This is a genomic window from Labilibaculum antarcticum, from assembly GCF_002356295.1.
Classification (GTDB): domain Bacteria; phylum Bacteroidota; class Bacteroidia; order Bacteroidales; family Marinifilaceae; genus Labilibaculum; species Labilibaculum antarcticum.
In genome coordinates this window covers 636,455-655,788 of the sequence record NZ_AP018042.1, presented here as the reverse complement: position 1 = coordinate 655,788, position 19,334 = coordinate 636,455, and the positions used below count along the sequence as shown (strand labels likewise).

Here is a 19,334-nt window from a genome sequence, read left to right as displayed (position 1 = left end):
GGGAGCAAGAGACAAGTAACAAGGGAACAAGGGACAAGGGATAAGCAGCAAGTGACAGGTGGTAAGTATCAAGGAACAAGTAACAAGTTGCAAAAAAAGAACACAAATAAGAAGTCAAGTATCATGAAGATTTAACTTTATTGATACTTGACTTTTCCTGTTAATATGCGAATGGGAAACAAATAGATTCTAAATTTGAGTGATTTTTAAGGGTTCCTCTTGTCGAAGATAGACTGTTTGATGAGGAAATGGAATTTCGATTCCGTCTTTATCAAATTGCTCTTTAATCGATTTAAATAAATCGCACTTCATCTCAAAAGCTTTGCTCGAGTTTTCGGCCCAAACATAGGCTCTAAGTGTAATGCACGAATCACCAAGGTTTATAACTCTAACAATTACCTGATCAATATTTCCGCTTTTTTCTTCATCTGTTCTGTTGTCGTGAAAATTTGGATGATGAGATGCTTTATTTTGAATGATTTCAATCGCTTTATCGATGTTGGAATGATAACTGATTCCTATTTCTATGAACGCGCAGATTTTGGGATCAGTAATTGAAGAATTCAAAATGGTTTCTGAACTAATAACCGAATTTGGAATAATGATCCTCCTATTTTCAGGGTTATTAATCACCGTGTGTCGCAAAGTAATGTCTTCTACCGTACCAAGGTGCAATTCTCCAATTTTAATAAAATCGCCAACCCTAAAAGGTTTAAATATAACAATGAAAATACCACTTATAATATTTGAAAATGCTTGCTGAGATGCAAAACCAAGAATCGCCGCAAAAATTCCGGCACTTGCCATCAAACTCATTCCAACACTTTTTAATTCAGGAATTGAATAAAAAATAATGATTACTGTTACGATGAAAATCAGAAAACTAACAGCGTTTTTTAAGAAACTGTAATTGGTAGGATCAACATTTAATTTATCGGAAGCTTTTTTCAACATGCGATTCATGAAAAACAGAATGAGTTTGGAAATGAGAAAACCCAATACGATTGTAATAAGAATAAAAAGTAGTTTATAGCCGATCCCAAGATTTATTAAAATAGCTTCAAATGTTTCTATCATTGTTGAAAAATAATGGTTAATTAGTAAGAGAATTGTTTAATTTAAAGATACAATTAAACCTATCTATTTTAGTCATGGTAAAGAAAAAAACAAGTCGTATTTCTGAAAAATCAGGAATGGCGCCTGGAACTTTATTACATATTGGATATAAAGAAATAGAGTCTGCATCAGTTCAGGTAATACAATACAATTCGGAAGAGATTAAATCGGTGGATTACAAGACTGATTTAGATCATATTAAATATGATTTTAAAGATAAGGAAATGGTTTCCTGGGTTATTTTTTCAGGAATTGATATTCCAGCTTATGAGAATTTAGGGAATCAGCTAGATATTCACAATCTAACTTTGGAAGATGCTCTTAATTCGCACTTACGGCCCAAGTTTGAGGATTTGGACCATTACAGTTTTTTATCATTAAAACTACTGATTCCCAAAACCGGAGAGTATAAATTTCAGTCCATTCCGATTAACATCATTCTGGGCGAAAATTATGTGATTTCATTTATGGATACGCATCATCCGGTATTGGATTCTTTGCTCAGTCGTTTAGAAAACAGTACAAGAAGAATACGATCGAAAGGAGTCGATTACCTGTTTTTTGCTGTGGCAGATACAATAGTGGATAATTATTTTCATTTAATTGAAAATTGGAACGATCAACTGGTTAAGTTCGAGGAGTTCATAGAAAATGAAAATTCTGATTTAGTGCCACGAAAAATTCAGGATTTTAAGAAACAGATAATGAAGGCCCGACGTGTTATATTACCTTTAAAAGAGGCTTATGATCTTTTAATACAGAGTGAATCAGACCTGTTTCTTGATGAGAATGTTAAGTTTTTTCGGGATACGCAGGATCATATTTTATTCGTTATCGATCAGTTGGATTACCTGCGCGATTACCTTTCAAATGTTCGTGATACACACCAATCGGAACAGAACAATCAATTAAATAAAACCATGAAGTTGCTTACTTTAATAGCAACCATTTTTATTCCACTTACTTTTTTGGCCGGAGTCTACGGAATGAATTTTAAGTACATGCCCGAACTGGAGTGGAAATATGGCTACTTCAGTATAATTGCCATTATGATTTTAGTAGCAGTAGGAATGATATGGTATTTTAGAAAAAAGAAATGGTTGTGATGGATCGCAGAAAGTATTACTGCAAATAGGCAAGCTTTGCATAGTAATGTAATTCAATATTTTTTAGCTTTAGCCTTCCTTCATGGAAATGACAAAACTAAAACACCAATATGAACAATCCGAAACAGTGTGTGAATATTAATAATAAAGACAGTAAGGAGTCAAATTCCTTCAATAGTAAATTGATACTTGTAAAAAAGGCTTCGGGTGATGAAGAGCCTTTTGAAATTGATAAGTTAGAGCGGTCATTGCAAAATGCCGGGGCAAGTACATTTGCAATAGAAAAAATTCTTTTGAATATCAAAGAGTGGATTTTCACGGGAGTAACAACCAAACAAATATATTCCAGGGCCTTTTCAGTTTTGCGTCGAGAAGAAAGTTCCTCGGCCATGCGTTATCGTTTGAAGAAAGCAATCATGGAATTGGGACCAACGGGATATCCTTTTGAGCAATTCATCGGACAGTTGTTCAAAAAACAAGGTTTTGATATTGAAGTAGGAGTGGTGGTAGATGGTGTTTGTGTTACTCACGAAATGGATGTAATAGCAACTCACAAAAACACTCAACATCTGGTTGAATGTAAATATCATAAAGATCAAGGAAAACATGTTAGCGTTCAAGTGCCACTGTATGTTCGCTCCCGCGTGAACGATATTATCGATAAAAGAAAGAATATGCCCGAATACAAAGGTCTTTCCTTTACAGGATGGGTGGTTACAAATACTCGCTTTTCTGATGATTCAATTCAATATGGAATAGGTAGTGGCTTGAATCTTTTGGCATGGGATTATCCCCGGAATAAAGGATTGAAAGAAACCATTGAAGAACTTCATTTGTATCCCGTTACCATTCTACACACGCTTACTAAAAAGCAAAAACAGGAATTAATGGGCCAAAGCATTCTTACTTGTCTTCAGTTAAAAGAAAATTCTCATTTATTAGATTCATTTGGGCTAAGCCTAAAGAAGCAAAAAGCACTACAGAATGAATTGAAGCATATTTGCGGCTAGGATTTCGGATGCGGAAGTTATTTATCATTCGAAAGCAAAAATGGTGTCTAGTCATGCAGTTAGTTGTACATTTATTACCTTATTACCTTATTACCTTATCACCTGAGCGAGGTCTGCTCGATCTTGTTTCTCCGATAATTCATGAGTTGATTGGACGAAATTTGTATTCCTTTTATTAAAAGTTCATTCTGATTTTTTTTACTGTAATTTTTTTGGCTGGTTGTATCAGTTTTAGTGAATATCAAAGGCTTCACTTTTGTCTTGAATGGGAAAAAAGGCGTAAATTACAGATACGAAAAGACTCAACCCAAAAAGAACGGATGAATTATCGAATCCTCATACTACTTTTTTTCTGTGGTTCTTTATTCTGTAAAACCACAAATGTAAATGCTCAATTGGTCACGTTTAAGCATTATGGGGTAGAGGATGGAATTTCTCAAAGTGAAATTAAGTGCATCTTTCAGGATTCTGAAGGATACCTTTGGTTTGGCACTCAGAATGGACTAAATAAGTTTGATGGTTATAGCTTTAAAAACTTTTTTTATGATCCAACTGATAAACAATCTCTTTCGAACAACTGGATTTACGATATTACTGAAGACCGTCAAGGTAATATTTGGCTAGGCACAAAAGAGGGCTTAAATTGTTACAACAAGAGAACAGGTGAATTTACCCTTGTTCCTCATAAATTGAACGATTCTATTGTGCCTGATAATTTTGTATACGGTACGTTGGCTGATGACAATTTCATTTACATCAATATCCCTCCTGTTCTCTCAAGGTACAATTATAAAACTGACAGTTTGGAGAGCTATACCAATAGCTTGCACTACGATGGGGCTCTCCATGATGTTGGCTTTCCCATCCTCAAAAGCAGTAGGGGGATGATTTGGCAGGGCTCCTCGGCGGGATTGAGCGTTTTTGATCCCGAGAAGAAAACTTTTCTCAATTTTCATTATGAGGAATCCAATCCGCATTCTATTTCCGATAATCACATCACAGCTCTTTATGAAGATATGCTTGGAAATATTCTGATTGGAACGAAAAATGGGCTCAATTTCTATAATCTTGAAACCAAACGATTTACCCGCTATCAGGAAGAAACTGATTGTGCCAATTCTTTGAGTAATAACTATATTCGTTCGATTTTGCAGGATAGCAATGGCGTATACTGGATCGGAACAGAGGAGGGGGGCTTAAACCGAATGGATTGGAGTTGGGATACAGGAAATTTTGAGTTGACTCTTTTTAGGAGTGGTCCTAACTATGAGAACTATATTGGCCACGATATCGTGTATTCATTGTTCGAGGATCGGTCTCATAACCTATGGATTGGTACGATCGCCGGAATTGACAAAACAGATCTGAAAACGAAGAAGTTCCGAAGCTATAAGAAAACAGATGATCCCAATTCGATTGATCTGCTCGACAATATTATAGCATCGGTTTATGTCGATGATCGCAATCGGTTTTGGGTGGGGAATTGGGGCAAGGGCTTGAATATTTTCAATCCAAAGTCCAGAGAAATGTTGCATTATTCCTCCGAATTTGAAGGGGATCGTAACATTCCCAATAATCATGTTCATGTATTGTTTGAAGACAGTGAATCAAGGATTTGGATGGGCACTCGCAACGGAGTTAGCATCTACAATAAGCAGCAACAAACTTTCACGCCATTCGCTGAGTATTTTGGACTTGAGACACCTGATTTTTTCACCAATAACCGAGTCTATTGCATAGCTGAGATCTCAAATGGGGAAATTTGGATTGGAACCGGAAACGGTATCTTTACTTTTGATCTTAACACAAAAAAGACAGCCTACTATCAGGCGGGGGCGGAGCAACCCTATGGAATCAGTAGCAATCTGGTTTATTCCATATTAGAAGATAAGGATGGCAATGTATGGATTGCGACCTTAGCCGGAATGGATTGCTACCTCTCGGGGGAGAAGCAAATGCGTCATTATTCGCACGAAAACGAGAAGAGCAATACGCTCTGCGATGATTTCACCATCTCTCTTTGCGAGGATTACAAAGGAGATATTTGGATCGGTACCAGCACCGGGGTGAATCAGTTCAACAAAACAGATTCTCTTTTCACCTATTACTCCATGAAGGATGGATTGCCCAGCAACATTATTTACGATATTATTGAGGACAAGAACAATAATCTTTGGTTTTCTACCGGCAGAGGACTGGCCTTGCTTAATTCCACGACTCACGAGTTTAAATCTTATTCTGTTAATGAAGGTCTGCAGGGTGTTGAATTCAATTTGAAAGCTGTATATCAGGATGATAAGCAGAATATTTATTTTGGAGGAATGGATGGCTTGATTTCTTTTCACCCCGATTCCCTCGAAGATAATACTTTTATTCCGCCGGTGGTGATTACCTCTTTTATCAAAGAAAGGGCTGGTCGAAAGCAAAACCTCAATGTTTATACCAACAAGATGGAGCTTTCCTACAAGGACTACTCCTTCACGATTGCTTATGCGGCTTTGGATTATACTAAGCCTTTCAAAAACAGATATGCCTATAAAATGGAGGGACTTCGGGACGAGTGGTTTGAGGTTGGTAATCGCCATTTTGTACCTTTTACCAATCTGCCCAGTGGCTGCTATACTTTTTGGGTTAAAGGAACAAATGATGATGGTATTTGGAACGAAAATCCTACCCGGCTTGAAATTAGAATTCTGCCACCTTGGTGGCTCAGTAATTATGCCTACGCGGCCTATATTCTTTTAGGGCTTCTGCTGATAGTAGGGATCATTAAGTTGAGGGAACGAAATTTAAACAAGGAGAATAGAATCCTTGAAGAGCGTATATTGGAGCGAACTAACGAAATTGCATTACAGAAAAATAAAGTGGAAGAAAGTGAAGAGAAATTGAAATCTACCATCTCCTCACTTAACGATCTTGTTTTTGTTCTAGATCGGGATGGGGTGTTTCAGGAGTTTTACAATCCAGGCAATCAGGATCTCCTTTATGAGAATCCTCAATTCTTCCTCAACAAGCATTACAAGGAGGTCGGTTTTCCACCACAGGTTGTGGAGGAGCTGCAGATTGCTTTTGGTCGGCTTCAACAAAGTGATAAGGTACAGGAGTTTGATTATTGTGTGAACCAGAAAGGGATGCACTGGTTTAATGCAAAAATTAGTCCTCGGCGTAATTCTCAGGGGGATCTCACGGGCATTACCATTGTGTCTCGTCAGATAACCGAAAGGAAAGAAGCTGAGCAACGAATACGTCGGCAAAAAGAGGAGTTGGATGAGCTGAATGCTACCAAGGACAAGTTCTTTTCTATCCTGGCCCACGATTTGAAAAACCCTTTCTCGAGTCTCTATTCCTTAAGTCAGGTTGTAGATGAAGGTTATGCTAATCTGGAAGAGGAGGATAAGATTTTAGCTCTGAAACGCATACATCATTCTGCCGAGCTGATATACAATTTGTTGGAGAATTTACTTTTGTGGTCCAAATCTCAACAGGGGCATATCGAGTACACGCCTACTAAGTTCGACCTTTCACTACAGATTCATGAGAACATTAATTTGCATCGTATTCATGCAGAGAAGAAAGGGATTCATTTACGAACCGATGTAGGTGGAAATTGTACTGCTTATGCGGATCCGCAGATGATTAATACTGTTTTACGCAATTTGATCAACAATGCCGTGAAGTTCACCGATTCGGGGAAAGAGATTGAGGTAAAAGTAAAGAAGGAGGAGAAATTTCTGGAAGTTGAGGTGAGAGATGAGGGGATGGGGATTTCGTCAGATAATTTAGAAAAGCTCTTCCGAATTGATATGAAGTACAAAACGACAGGTACATCCGGTGAAAAAGGTACAGGATTGGGACTGATTCTTTGTCACGAGTTTGTCTTAAAAAATTCCGGAGCCATTTGGTGTGAAAGCGAATTGGGAAAGGGCACCAGTTTCTATTTTACGATTCCGTGTCAGAAACGGAATGTCTGATCAGTTTTCTGGTTCTCCGGTTTAAGAATAGTGGACTTATACTTAGGTTGGGGTTTAATATGAAATTCGGAATCTCAAATAAATTGGAACCTGGTTTCCGCAAAGGGCCTTTCATCAGCTTTATATTGGTGTTTCATAAATTCGTTCGTGTGTTTATAGCTTGTTCTGTATTTTTCCACTGTTCCTTCTGCAATATTAATACCAATCAGATTTTTCTCTTTTCAGGTTGTCAAAACGAGCAAACGATTGATTTATGAACGGGTCAAAATGCTGAATTGTAGTGTGTTAGCACCTGTAGTAGGCGTGGCGAAATTAAGCTTTCGAATCTACACCGAATGCTACACCTTTTTAATGTTGTTTTAGGTGTTTGAATTGCCTTGGTACTAAATGAAGAAAGCCTTGTAAACTTAACGTTTACAAGGCTTTTCCTTCTATTGCATTTCTGCATGGCGGAGAGAGAGGGAGTATCTTAAGTATGTTATAACGCTTGATTTATTGTCGTTTAGAGAGGCGTGGTTATTAGTGTTCACTTGGGAGTTCACTGTTATCCAAGAGTTGTATTATTGTAATCTCTTGGAGACTATGTGATTTATTTATATCAACGTTATTAATACTAAATAAGACTTTTAATATTATAAGCCCTTTCGATAAATTAAAGGAGGTTTTTCTGTGATATTGCTAAATACAAGCGTAAGGTGGTGTTGATCGTAAGATTCTAATTATTAGGCGATTTTATCAATTTTAATTTCTGTATGATCGAGAAATACACAGGCTTTCGCGTATTTCTCTTTTATGAAATTTTGAGGAGTGGAACCTACATTTGTGGTAAATAGATGAATAAAAGAATTGGATGCCAGCTCAGTCTATTTTGCTAAAATGTCATTATTTCGTTCTATGTATCTAAAACAATCCAATATTTGATGCTCTATATGGAGAGTGTCCCCACATTCCTAAGGAGTAGTTGAAAAAAATATTTCTTTAGCTCTGGAATTAAAATCTCAAGAATCATAAGTGCATGCTCAGGGAATTTATCATTTTCAAGAAGGATTTAATCAATGTTGAATTCAACGGATAAATGTAACTTCTGAGTTAAATAATAATTTATTCATCACAAATATTGGGATTTCATACATAAGCTGTTTTCTAGGCCTATTATTTAATTTCCATTGAACATCTCTAATTCTTTGATGACTTCTATTTTATGAGTCACTTTTTTTATGGAAAACTATCTAATTAATCCATTTAAATTCTCGTTCGATCCCCTTTCCCATGAGTGGTATTGCTTTGTCATCTCAACCAATTAATATTTTGGTTGAGACAATAAGTTTATTTTCAGACAGACTATATTTATGGTAACAATAGTTTCATAAACTACTATAGTTTGGGCTAAAATAGTTCGTTTACATAGTCAGGTATTCCTCTTCATTTGTCACCCCTATCTTTTAAAATAAAAAATAAAAGTATTGTCATGTTTAAAATAAATTTCGTACGTTTGTTTTCGGGTACGAATAATAATTTAAAACTCACGCTGATTTGAAACCAGAATTTCTATACGAAAAAACACTTGGAGGTACTGTTAATGCTAAAAATAGGAGGCAAGATCAGTATCGTAAAATACTATCCCATTTGTATTATAATGGAGTTGCTTCAATTGCGGAGATCGTGAAAACGGTAAAAATGAGTCAGCCTTTAGTTGCTTCACTTGTTGAAGATCTTCTAGGTTTTGGGGTGATTCTTGAAAATGGTATTGGAGAATCAATTGGAGGAAGACGTCCAAATTTATTTTGCGTTAATCCTGAATATCAATATGTAGTTGGTGTTGATATTAATTTACATACACTGAATCTTGCTGTTTTCGATATGAATAACCACTTGGTATATCGTGAGGAGTTTAAAGAGTTTGAATTGGAAAACAGCAGTGAGTATTGTCAGGCATTGGTTGAAAAGGTCAATGTCGCTCTTGAAACAATAAATGTTGATCGGGAAAAGGTGTTAGCTGTTGGAATTTCAATTCCGGGTTTGGTTGATGCCGAAAATGGATTGACACATACGCATTTGTCCTTTGCAGAAGAAGGTTTGCGGAATTATATGAATCGGGAACTTGGATTTTCAATATTGCTGGACAATGATGCCCGTACCATGGCATTGGGAGAGATGGCTTTTGGAAAAGCCAAAGGTAAAAAGAATGTATTGTGCTTGAATTTAAGTAACGGTATTGGTTTAGGCATGATCTTAAATGGTGAATTACATAGTGGTAAAAATGGATTTGCCGGTGAGTTTGGGCACATCTTAATCGATCCTGAGGGAACGCTTTGTAATTGCGGGAAAATTGGTTGCCTGGAAACTTTAACGTCCGGGAAGATTTTGGTGCGGCAAATAAGAGAAGGAATTGAGAAAGGTCAGGAAAGTTTTTTAGCCAAATATCAGGCTGAGGGGAAAAATATTGACTTGAGAGCTGTTGTTGATGCAATTTTGGCTGGCGATCAGTTTGCTATTGACCAATTAAACAAGATGTGTGAATATTTAGGGAAAGGTCTGGTGACTTTGATTCACTTACTGAATCCTGAAATGATAATTATTGGAGGAAGATTAGCTCAGGCAGGAAAGTATATTATTAGTCCGGTAAGTATGTGGATGAATAAATATGCCATGGATAAAATTAGTTCAGAGACTGAGCTGGTAAATTCGGATTTATTAGATGATGCAGCTCTTATGGGAACCATGGCAAACGTTATGAAGAAAATATTAAGTAGTAGTTAGTGATTGGTTAAGAAGAAAATTGTCTCCCTGTTGTTTTCAACTTGCGTTGAAGATTTGTTTAGAAGTAGTGTTCTTACAGGGAGCAATTTTTATAAAGTATTGTGACCATCTGCCTTTTCTAAAAACCATTGGAACATTGTAGTAGTAGTGATGCATGGCAGATGGTTGCTTTTATTTCGAAAAAATCTTTACATGAATGTATCGATAAAGAGAAAAGAGCAGAGTTAAAATTGATTTGAATATTGATATTTAGAAAAGATATGAAACCTACGTTATTGGTATTAGCAGCAGGAATGGGAAGTCGGTATGGGGGATTAAAGCAGATCGATCCGATTGGACCAACGAATGAAATCATTATTGATTATTCGATACATGATGCAATTGAGGCCGGCTTTGGTAAGATTGTTTTTGTTATTAGAGAGAGTTTTGAGGAAGAGTTTAAAGAGCTTTTTGATACAAAACTAGCCGGGAAGATTGAAGTTGATTACGTAAATCAGGAAATAGGAAAGGTACCTGAGGGATCCGTATATAATTTGGAACGTGAAAAACCTTGGGGAACGGGTCATGCAATTTTAATGGCTAAAGAATGTATTAATGAACCTTTTGCGGTGATTAATGCAGACGATTACTATGGTGTTGAGGCTTTTACTACTATTGTTGATTATTTGAGTAAGTCTATTACTGATGAAGAAAACTGTATGGTTGGCTACCAGTTAGGCAATACCATTTCAGAAAATGGATCAGTATCAAGAGGTGTTTGTGAAACCAATGATAATGATCATCTAACAACTGTTGTTGAGCGTACTCATATTGAGAAGTTGGAAAATGGAATTGCGTACAAGGAGAATGAAGAATGGATTCAGCTTGCTCCGGAAACAACAGTTTCTATGAATTTTTGGGGTTTTACTCCTAAAGTATTTGATCATTTGGAAGCTCAGTTTATTTCTTTCTTAAATACTGAGGGAGATCAGTTGAAATCAGAATTTTTTATTCCTTCAGTAGTTGCTAAGGTCATTAAAGATGGAAAAACACAGGTTAAAGTATTGAAGTCGGATGCTCAGTGGTTTGGGGTGACTTACCGGGAGGATAAAGAAAAAGCAATTAAAGCGATTGGTAAATTGATTGAGAAGGGAACATATCCTTCTAAATTGTGGGCATAATTTTATAGGAGAATAAAATGACATTAATAAAATCTATATCCGGTATAAGAGGTACTATCGGAGGAAGACCAGGACAATCCTTAACACCAATGGATATCGTTAGCATATCAGGAGCTTTTGGCATATGGCTTCGAAATAGTGGTGCTAATAAAAAAGTAATAATTGGTCGTGATGCTAGAATCAGCGGTGAGATGGTGAATCAGCTTGTTGTTGGAGCATTGCTTTCAGTAGGTGTCGATGTTGTTGATCTTGGATTGGCAACTACTCCATCAGTGGAAATGGCTGTTACTGATTTTAAAGCCGGAGGAGGTATTATTATTACAGCAAGTCACAATCCGAAAAATTGGAATGCTCTAAAACTATTGAATGCAAAAGGCGAATTTATTTCTGATCAGGATGGAAAGGATTTGCTGCATCTTGTTGAAGAACAGGATTTCAATTACAACGAAGTTGATGATTTAGGAAAGTACTCTCGGAAAGATGATTACTTAGAGACTCATATTCAACATATACTGGATTTACCTTTGGTGGATAAAAAGCTGATTGAAGAAGCTGATTTTTCGATTGCTGTTGATGGAGTGAATTCGGTAGGAGGAATTGCAATTCCTAAATTACTGATGGCTTTAGGTGTGAAAAAGGTGAAGGAAATCAATTGCAATCCTGATGGTAATTTTGCTCATAATCCGGAACCTCTCCCTGAAAATATTGTAGAAATATCGGAATATGTTAAGAATGAAAGATTAGACCTTGGAATTGTTGTAGATCCGGATGTTGATCGTTTAGCTTTGGTTTGCGAAAACGGGCAGGCATTTGGCGAAGAATATACTTTGGTGTCGGTGGCTGATTATGTACTTCAAAATACAAAAGGCAGTTTAGTTGCCAATTTATCATCAACAATGGCACTTCGCGAAATTGCCGAAAAGCATGGCATTGAGTTTTATGAATCAGCAGTAGGCGAGGTGAATGTGGTTCGGGAAATGAAGAATCATTCGGCAGTAATAGGAGGTGAGGGCAACGGAGGTGTGATTTATCCTGAATTGCACAATGGAAGAGATGCACTTGTTGGAGTGGCATTATTTCTGACCTATCTGGCTAAATCAAAATTAACTTGCTCAGAACTGAGGGCGGGCTATCCCGATTATAAAATTGTAAAACAAAAAATTGAATTGGAGGGTGTTTCCAATTTGAATGGCATAATGGATCAAGTTCGCAAAAAATTTAACGATTATCCTTGTAATACAATCGACGGACTGAAGATTAGTTTTCCGGAAGGATGGGTGCACCTGAGAAAATCAAATACGGAGCCCATTATTCGAATTTACTCAGAAGCAACTACTGAAGAGTATGCCTGTAATTTAGTGGATTGCGTAAGGCAATTGATGAAAAACACAATTTGAGGAAGTGATTATTTTAGACTTAAGAATATAATATATAAATAGTAATCTTATAATTTTTAAAATTATGGTAAGCGCACAAGTAGTGGATACTAAAGTAAGCAGGTACGTAATTCCTCTTGTTATAGTTGGAGTAATGTTTTTTGCAATTGGATTTGCACTGGGGATAAACAGTTATATTATTCCGCTTTTAAAGAAAACTTTGGATATTTCTTCTGCCGAATCATATTTAGTGATTGCAGCTACTTTCTCCGCGTTTTTAATTTTTGGATATCCAGCTTCATTGGTGATCGGTAAAATAGGTTATAAAAAAACAATGGCTTTATCTTTTATCATGTTTGCAGTTGGTTTTTATTTATTTATTCCATCTGCAAGAATGGAAAGTCTGCCTCTGTTTTTGCTGGCTTCGTTCATTAGCGGTATGGGAAATACTTTCCTGCAGGCCTCTGTGAATCCGTATATTACCATATTAGGACCTATTGAAAGCGCCGCAAAGCGAATGAGCTATATGGGGATTGCAAATAAATTGGCCTGGCCAATTGCGCCTTTATTTTTGGCTTTGATTATTGGAAAAGAAGTGGAAAATGTATCACTAACTGACATAAACATACCTTTTTACATTATTATTGGTGTTTTTGTTCTTCTAGGTGTATTGGCACTATTGGCTAAACTTCCGGAAGTAAAAGCAGTAGGAGAGGATGAAGATTCAGCAGACGATTGTCCTTATGCCGCAAATAAAACATCGGTTTGGCAGTTTCCTCATCTTTTGTTAGGTGTACTTGCCCTTTTCCTATATGTTGGAGTTGAAACTGTTTCGTTAGGAACTTTGGTTGATTATGCAACAACTCTTGGCTTGGCCAATCCGGAATATTACGCATGGATTGCCCCTATAGGTATGGTTATTGGATATATCTGTGGTGCAGCCTTAATTCCTAAATATCTTAGTCAGGCTACAGCCTTGCGAATTTGTGCTGTTCTGGCTCTATTTGGATCATTAATGGTTGTGTTTTCCCCTGAAGATTTATCGATTTTCTTCATCGCATTTATGGCTTTGGGATGTTCCTTAATGTGGCCTGCTTTATGGCCATTGGCAATGACTGATTTGGGTAAATTTACCAAAGCAGGTTCATCATTAATGGTTATCGCTATTGTTGGTGGAGCTTTAATTCCAACTATTTACGGTTTAATGAAGGATTCTGTTGGTGCACAGAATGCCTATTGGGTTTGTGTTCCTTGTTTCCTTTATATTCTTTATTACGGTTTAAAAGGACATAAAATAAGAACAAAATAATAAGTCCAATTTGGGCATGAGCAATACGATTCTTGTGCCCTCATTCAAAGATGAAATATGACAGATAATTTAAAAGGAATAGCATTAAAATTCTCTATAGAAGGGGAAATAGCAGATATTAAACCTCTTGGAGAAGGTTTTATTAACGATACATTTATTGTAACGACTGTTGGGGAAGAAGCTCCAAACTATTTATTCCAACGCAAGAATAAGAATATATTTAAGGATGTTCCTAGTATGATGGGGAATATTTTAAAAGTAACAACTCACCTTAAAAAGAAGGTTGCTGCTAAAGGTGGAGATATCATGCGTGAAGCAATGACTATCACACCAACTAAAACTGGGGATCTTTATTTCAAAGATGAAGAAGGAGAGTTTTGGGCGATGTGTCTTTTTATTAAAGATAATTTGACATACGAAGCAGCAGATAGTCCTGAATTGGCTTATGCTGGAGGTAAAGGAATCGGAAAATTTCAATCGATGTTATCGGATATGAAAGAACCATTGGTCGATATTCTGCCTGGATTTCATAATATCAGATTTCGTTTTAAGCAATGGGATGAAGTGTTGATAAAAGATCCTGCAGGCCGTAAGGCTGAATTGACTGAAGAGATTGCCTGGGTTGAGGATCGCCGTAAGGAAATGCTTGAATTCTGGACTCTTGTTGAGGATGGAACGATCCCTACACGGGTAACTCATAACGATACCAAAATCAACAATATTCTTTTTGATAAAGAGGGAAATGATTTGTGTGTGATCGATTTGGATACAGTCTTGAATAGTACGGTGCTGAATGATTACGGTGATTCTATGAGATCATATACCAATACTGGCTTAGAGGATGATGATAATTTGGATCGTGTGAGCATGGATATGGATATATTCAAGGCATATACCAAAGGATATTTGGAAGAGACAGTTTCGTTTTTGACCGCTTTTGAAATGGAATATCTTGCTTTTTCGGCCAGATACATCACTTTCGAACAGGTTCTTCGATTCTTAATGGATTATATTGATGGGGATAACTATTATAAAATAAAAGCACCGCAGCACAATTTGATTAGAACTCATGCTCAATACAAATTATTAACAAGCATGGAAGAGCAATATGAGCAAATGAAGCAGGTGGTGTCAAAATACAGCAAAGAATTATCAGTGTAATAAACAAGATTTTTGTTTCTGATACTGAACCCGGTATTTAATCGTGTGGTAGCGTAATTTAAAACAAACAGTTGTTTTCTCACGAAAATGAAGTGTTTTAAACGAGTAAGGTTAAGAGATTATAGAAATAAAAAGAAAATGAAAACAATTTTTACATCAAAAGTAGAGCAAGCATTTCATGAATTATCTGGAGTGCCGGAAATTACAGCCAAAATACCTTATGTAACGGTAGATAATTTCCCGAAATTGGGTTTGATGACTTCTCTTCGGTTTTTGGAGTGGGCAGAACAGAATCCTCAGGGAGTTATTAGTTTGCCAACAGGTAAAACACCAGAGTATTTTATCAAGTACACTCAGTTTCTTCTTGAGAATTGGGACAAGCCTAAAGGAATGGATATCCGCAGTCAGTATGGACTTGGAAACATGGCGAAACCAGATTTGAGTGGTTTACAGTTTGTTCAGATTGATGAGTTTTATCCAATTGATCCGCGCCAGCACAATAGTTTCTACAATTATGTGATGAAATACTATATTGATGGTTTTGGCTTGGATATATCCAATTCATTGCTAATTAATTCAGACGAAATTCCATTGGTAGATAATAAGCATTTTCTGGAAGTTTTTCCTGATTACAATATTGATTTGTCGCTTCGTTACCGTGAAGCAAAAAGTGTTGTGGAAGAGATGCAGCAGAAATCAATTTTCATGATTGACAACTGGTGTACTTCTTATGAGCAAAAAATCCGTGATAAAGGGGGCATCGGCTTTTTCTTGGGAGGACTTGGCCCTGATGGTCATATTGCCTTTAACACCCGAGGATCGGATCATTTTTCGACTACACGATTAACAAAAACAAATTTCGAGACACAGGCAGTTGCCGCAGGTGATTTGGGCGGGATTGAAATATCAAGAAACCGTTTGGTGATTACCATTGGCTTGGATACGATTACTCACGATTCAAATGCTGTTTCCATTATTTTTGCTGCAGGTGAAGCCAAAGCTGAGATTGTAAAAGGATCACTGGAAAGTGCGCCAAATGCTATTTATCCAGCTTCGGTGCTACAGCGTCAGAAAAACAGTCGTTTTTACTTAACAAAGGGTGCGGCCTGCAAGTTGACTGATAGTGTGAATCAGTTTTATAAAACAGGAGAGTGGACTCATTCAAAATCAGAAAGATCAATTATTGATCTTTGTCAGAAAATCAATAAATACGGTCATCATTTAACTTTGGAAGATTTAAAGGCTGATCCTTACACCAGTCAGATTCCTAATTTGAATGCGGAAACTGTTCATACTGTTATCGATTCCATCAAAAAGAAGATGGAAAAGGGAATGAAACCTGATACCAACGAGGTAATTTATCATACGGGTCCTCATCACGATGATATCATGCTGGGAATTATGCCATACACCAACCGGCAGATGCGTTCAGCAACCAACGACGTTCATTTTTCTGTTCTTACATCTGGTTTTACAGCGGTTACAAATGATTTTGTAATTGGTGTGTTGAAAGAATGTCAGGATTATATTGCAAAAGGTGAAATTCAAATGCTGGATTATCCTGATTTCTTCGAAGTAGGATATAGCAAAAAGTGGGACAAAGATGTGTATCATTTCTTGAATTCAGTTGCGGCCCGCAATCAAAACGGAAAGCGAAGAGGTTTGTGTCATCGTGTAATTCGTTCCATTGTTGAAGTTTGGAGTGTTCGAAATAAATCACATTTAACTGAAGAAATCGCAAGTATTATCAGCGATTTAGAAAATAGCTACGACGGAGGAAAAAATTCTCCTGAAGTTCAGAAAATGAAAGGAATGATTCGTGAGTTTGAAGAGGAGTTGGTTTGGGCTCACTTCGGTACTCCGGTTAAAAATGTTCATCACTTGCGTTTGGGCTTTTATAAAGGTGATGTGTTTACAGAAAGCCCTGAAAAGAACAGAGACATGCTTCCTGTACTGGAAGAATTTAGAAAACACAAGCCAACAATTATTAGTTTGGCAATGGATCCGGAAGGAAGTGGACCGGATACACATTATAAAGTATTGCAAGCTATTGCTGGTGCAGTTAAGGAGTGGAAAGAAGAGGAAGATTTATCGAAACTTCGAATTATTGGTTACCGAAATGTTTGGTTTAAATACCATCCTTCCGAAGCCGATTCTATTGTGCCGGTTTCACTGAATGCTCTTGATGTTATGGAAAACTCATTTAGCGAAAGTTATTTAAGTCAGGTAAATGCATCCTTTCCAAGTTATGAGTACGATGGCAAATTCAACGAGTTAACTCAAAAAATTTGGGTTCAGCAGTTGAAACAAATTCAATTGCTGTTAGGCAAGAATTTCTTCTACGAAAACAATCATCCATTGGTACGTGCTACTCATGGTCTGGTTTATATGAAGGAGATGACTGTCGACGAGTTTGTTGCTATGGCACAAGATCTTGAAAAAGCAGTTGAAGAAAATCCGTTTTAACTACCACACATAAATACCCGGATCGGAGGACTTTTTGTCCTCTGGTCCATTTTTTTTATCTGAATGATTATGAAAGAATATATCGTAAAACGAATAAAACAAGGTTATTTGACAATTACAGGACAAGAAATGCATCCTGTTTGGGAAATGGCTAATGTGAATTCAGATTTCTCTTATCCATGGGAAAATCAGAAAGCTCCCAAAACCAATTTCAGAGCTTTGCATGATGATGAGTATTTGTATTTTCGTTTCGATGTAGAAGATGATAATGTACTTACTTTCGTTGATGAAGATCACAAAATGGAGGTAGTTCACAGCGATCGCATTGAGATATTTTTTAGACAAGACGAGAAACTGAATCCATATTATTGCTTGGAGATGGACGCTCGTGGTAGAGTTTTAGATTACGTAACCCGCTATTACCGCGATTTTGATTATGAATGGTCGTGGCCCGAATCTAAAAATCTGGATGTAAAAGCTTCGGAAAATACAAACGGTTATGCAGTGGAAGGAGCTATAAAGCTATCTTCACTGGAAGGTTTGGGTTTATTAAAAGATCGTGTATTGGAAGCAGGTTTGTACCGTGGGTACTGTATGAAATTACCTGAAGGACAAGTAGAAGCAGATTTAAGATGGATTTCATGGGTAAAACCTGATTCTAAAGATCCTGATTTTCATATACCGTCATCATTCGGAAAGTTGAAATTCGAAAATTAACAAAAAGAAGAATAGTCTTACTATGTAATTTTGGTATCAGACTTACTGTGTTCGGCATCAATAAGTTTACTTTTCACGACCAACAATTAGGAGTAGTACCACGACTAGAACCGTAGTAGACTACTCCGATACCAAGAGTACTACTACTCCAATAACCGGAGTACTACTACGTTCATTTTTATTTGAAAGCAAATTAGAATAAATTGTCATGGCAGATATAGCAGTAGGTATAGATATAGGAGGAACCAATACATTTTTTTCATGTATTGATGCAAACGGAAAATCATGGGGAAATGGAAATCTTCCTACTCAGGACCAAGAACGATTTGAGGATTTCCTGAATGACTTGTGTAATCTAATGGATAAGACGATTGAAGATTCAAGTGAAGATCTTAACCTAATAGGGATAGGTATTGGAGCTCCAAATGGAAATTTTCATACCGGCACAATCGAAAATGCCGCCAATTTAAGGTGGAAAGGATTGCTGGAAATTTCCCGTTTGGTGAAGGAACGCATGAATGTACCTGTAAAACTTACCAATGATGCCAATGCTGCGGCTTTGGGTGAGCGTATATTTGGAGGTGCAAAAAATATGGCTGACTATATGGTTATTACTCTGGGTACTGGTTTGGGAAGTGGTATTGTTGTAAACGGCGATTTGCTTTACGGACATGATGGATTTGCCGGAGAAGTTGGACACATTATTGTGAGACCTGAAGGCCGGGAATGTGGTTGTGGACGAAGAGGGTGTTTGGAGACCTATGTATCGGCCACCGGAGTAAAACGAACTGTGTATAAGATGTTGGCAAAACATTTGGGTGATAGTTCTTTGCGAGAAATTCCGTTTAATAAATTGACTGCAAAAATGGTTGCTGATGCGGCCAATGACGGAGATTTACTGGCGATGGAAGTGTTTGCCTATACGGGCAAAATGTTAGGGGAAGCTTTGGCAAATGTAGCTTCGGTTACTAGTCCTAAAGCTATATTCTTTTTTGGAGGACTGGCAAAGGCTGGAGAGCTTATTTTTGAACCTGTCCGTGAGGCAATGGAGAAGAATTTATTGTTCCTATATAAAAATAAAATTAGTCTGTTGCCTTCAGAATTAGGCGATGATGCTGCAGTTTTAGGAGCGTCAGCTTTAATATGGAACGATCAGGTATAATAATCACAATAAATACTTTA

At 37.0% G+C, this 19,334-nt stretch carries 12 protein-coding genes; 11 read left to right on the top strand and 1 reads right to left on the bottom strand.

Annotated features, from left to right (window positions below; genetic code table 11):
- Positions 1-189: 189 nt before the first annotated feature.
- On the bottom strand, positions 190-1,077 hold the full coding sequence (locus tag ALGA_RS02380; protein WP_096427779.1) for a mechanosensitive ion channel family protein: 888 nt from the start codon (positions 1,075-1,077) through the stop codon (positions 190-192).
- Between the two features lie 74 nt (positions 1,078-1,151).
- Here ALGA_RS02380 and corA point away from each other — a divergent pair, with 74 nt between their 5' ends.
- The 11 genes from corA (at position 1,152) to ALGA_RS02325 (ending at position 19,314) form a co-directional block, all read left to right on the top strand.
- Positions 1,152-2,222 carry a magnesium/cobalt transporter CorA gene (gene corA / locus ALGA_RS02375; RefSeq protein WP_096427778.1) on the top strand — a complete coding sequence of 357 codons (1,071 nt, stop codon included), beginning with the start codon at positions 1,152-1,154 and terminating at the stop codon, positions 2,220-2,222.
- 110 nt (positions 2,223-2,332) lie between these two features.
- Positions 2,333-3,232, top strand: coding sequence for a restriction endonuclease (locus ALGA_RS02370; RefSeq protein WP_096427777.1), 900 nt, complete (start codon positions 2,333-2,335; stop codon positions 3,230-3,232).
- A gap of 320 nt (positions 3,233-3,552) precedes the next feature.
- Positions 3,553-7,203, top strand: a complete 3,651-nt coding sequence (locus ALGA_RS02365; protein ID WP_096427776.1) for a sensor histidine kinase — start codon at positions 3,553-3,555, stop codon at positions 7,201-7,203.
- A 1,533-nt stretch (positions 7,204-8,736) separates the two neighbouring features.
- A complete protein-coding gene (locus ALGA_RS02360) occupies positions 8,737-9,963 on the top strand; it encodes an ROK family protein (RefSeq protein ID WP_096427775.1) in 1,227 nt (408 codons plus the stop codon).
- 260 nt (positions 9,964-10,223) lie between these two features.
- Positions 10,224-11,123 (top strand): nucleotidyltransferase family protein, encoded by a 900-nt coding sequence (locus ALGA_RS02355; protein ID WP_096427774.1) that lies wholly within the window; start codon positions 10,224-10,226, stop codon positions 11,121-11,123.
- Between the two features lie 17 nt (positions 11,124-11,140).
- The gene (glmM, locus tag ALGA_RS02350) at positions 11,141-12,520 is read left to right on the top strand and encodes a phosphoglucosamine mutase (protein ID WP_096427773.1); all 1,380 of its coding nucleotides are present in this window, start codon (positions 11,141-11,143) and stop codon (positions 12,518-12,520) included.
- A gap of 64 nt (positions 12,521-12,584) precedes the next feature.
- Positions 12,585-13,808, top strand: a complete 1,224-nt coding sequence (gene gluP, locus ALGA_RS02345) for a glucose/galactose MFS transporter (RefSeq protein ID WP_197705682.1) — start codon at positions 12,585-12,587, stop codon at positions 13,806-13,808.
- 57 nt (positions 13,809-13,865) lie between these two features.
- Complete coding sequence (locus tag ALGA_RS02340; protein ID WP_096427772.1) at positions 13,866-14,969, top strand: phosphotransferase enzyme family protein; 1,104 nt, start codon at positions 13,866-13,868, stop codon at positions 14,967-14,969.
- Positions 14,970-15,107: 138 nt separating this feature from the next.
- Complete coding sequence (locus tag ALGA_RS02335; protein ID WP_096427771.1) at positions 15,108-17,435, top strand: glucosamine-6-phosphate isomerase; 2,328 nt, start codon at positions 15,108-15,110, stop codon at positions 17,433-17,435.
- A gap of 69 nt (positions 17,436-17,504) precedes the next feature.
- Complete coding sequence (locus ALGA_RS02330) at positions 17,505-18,152, top strand: carbohydrate-binding family 9-like protein (protein WP_162845370.1); 648 nt, start codon at positions 17,505-17,507, stop codon at positions 18,150-18,152.
- A gap of 208 nt (positions 18,153-18,360) precedes the next feature.
- On the top strand, positions 18,361-19,314 hold the full coding sequence (locus ALGA_RS02325) for an ROK family protein (RefSeq protein WP_096427769.1): 954 nt from the start codon (positions 18,361-18,363) through the stop codon (positions 19,312-19,314).
- Positions 19,315-19,334: the final 20 nt, after the last annotated feature.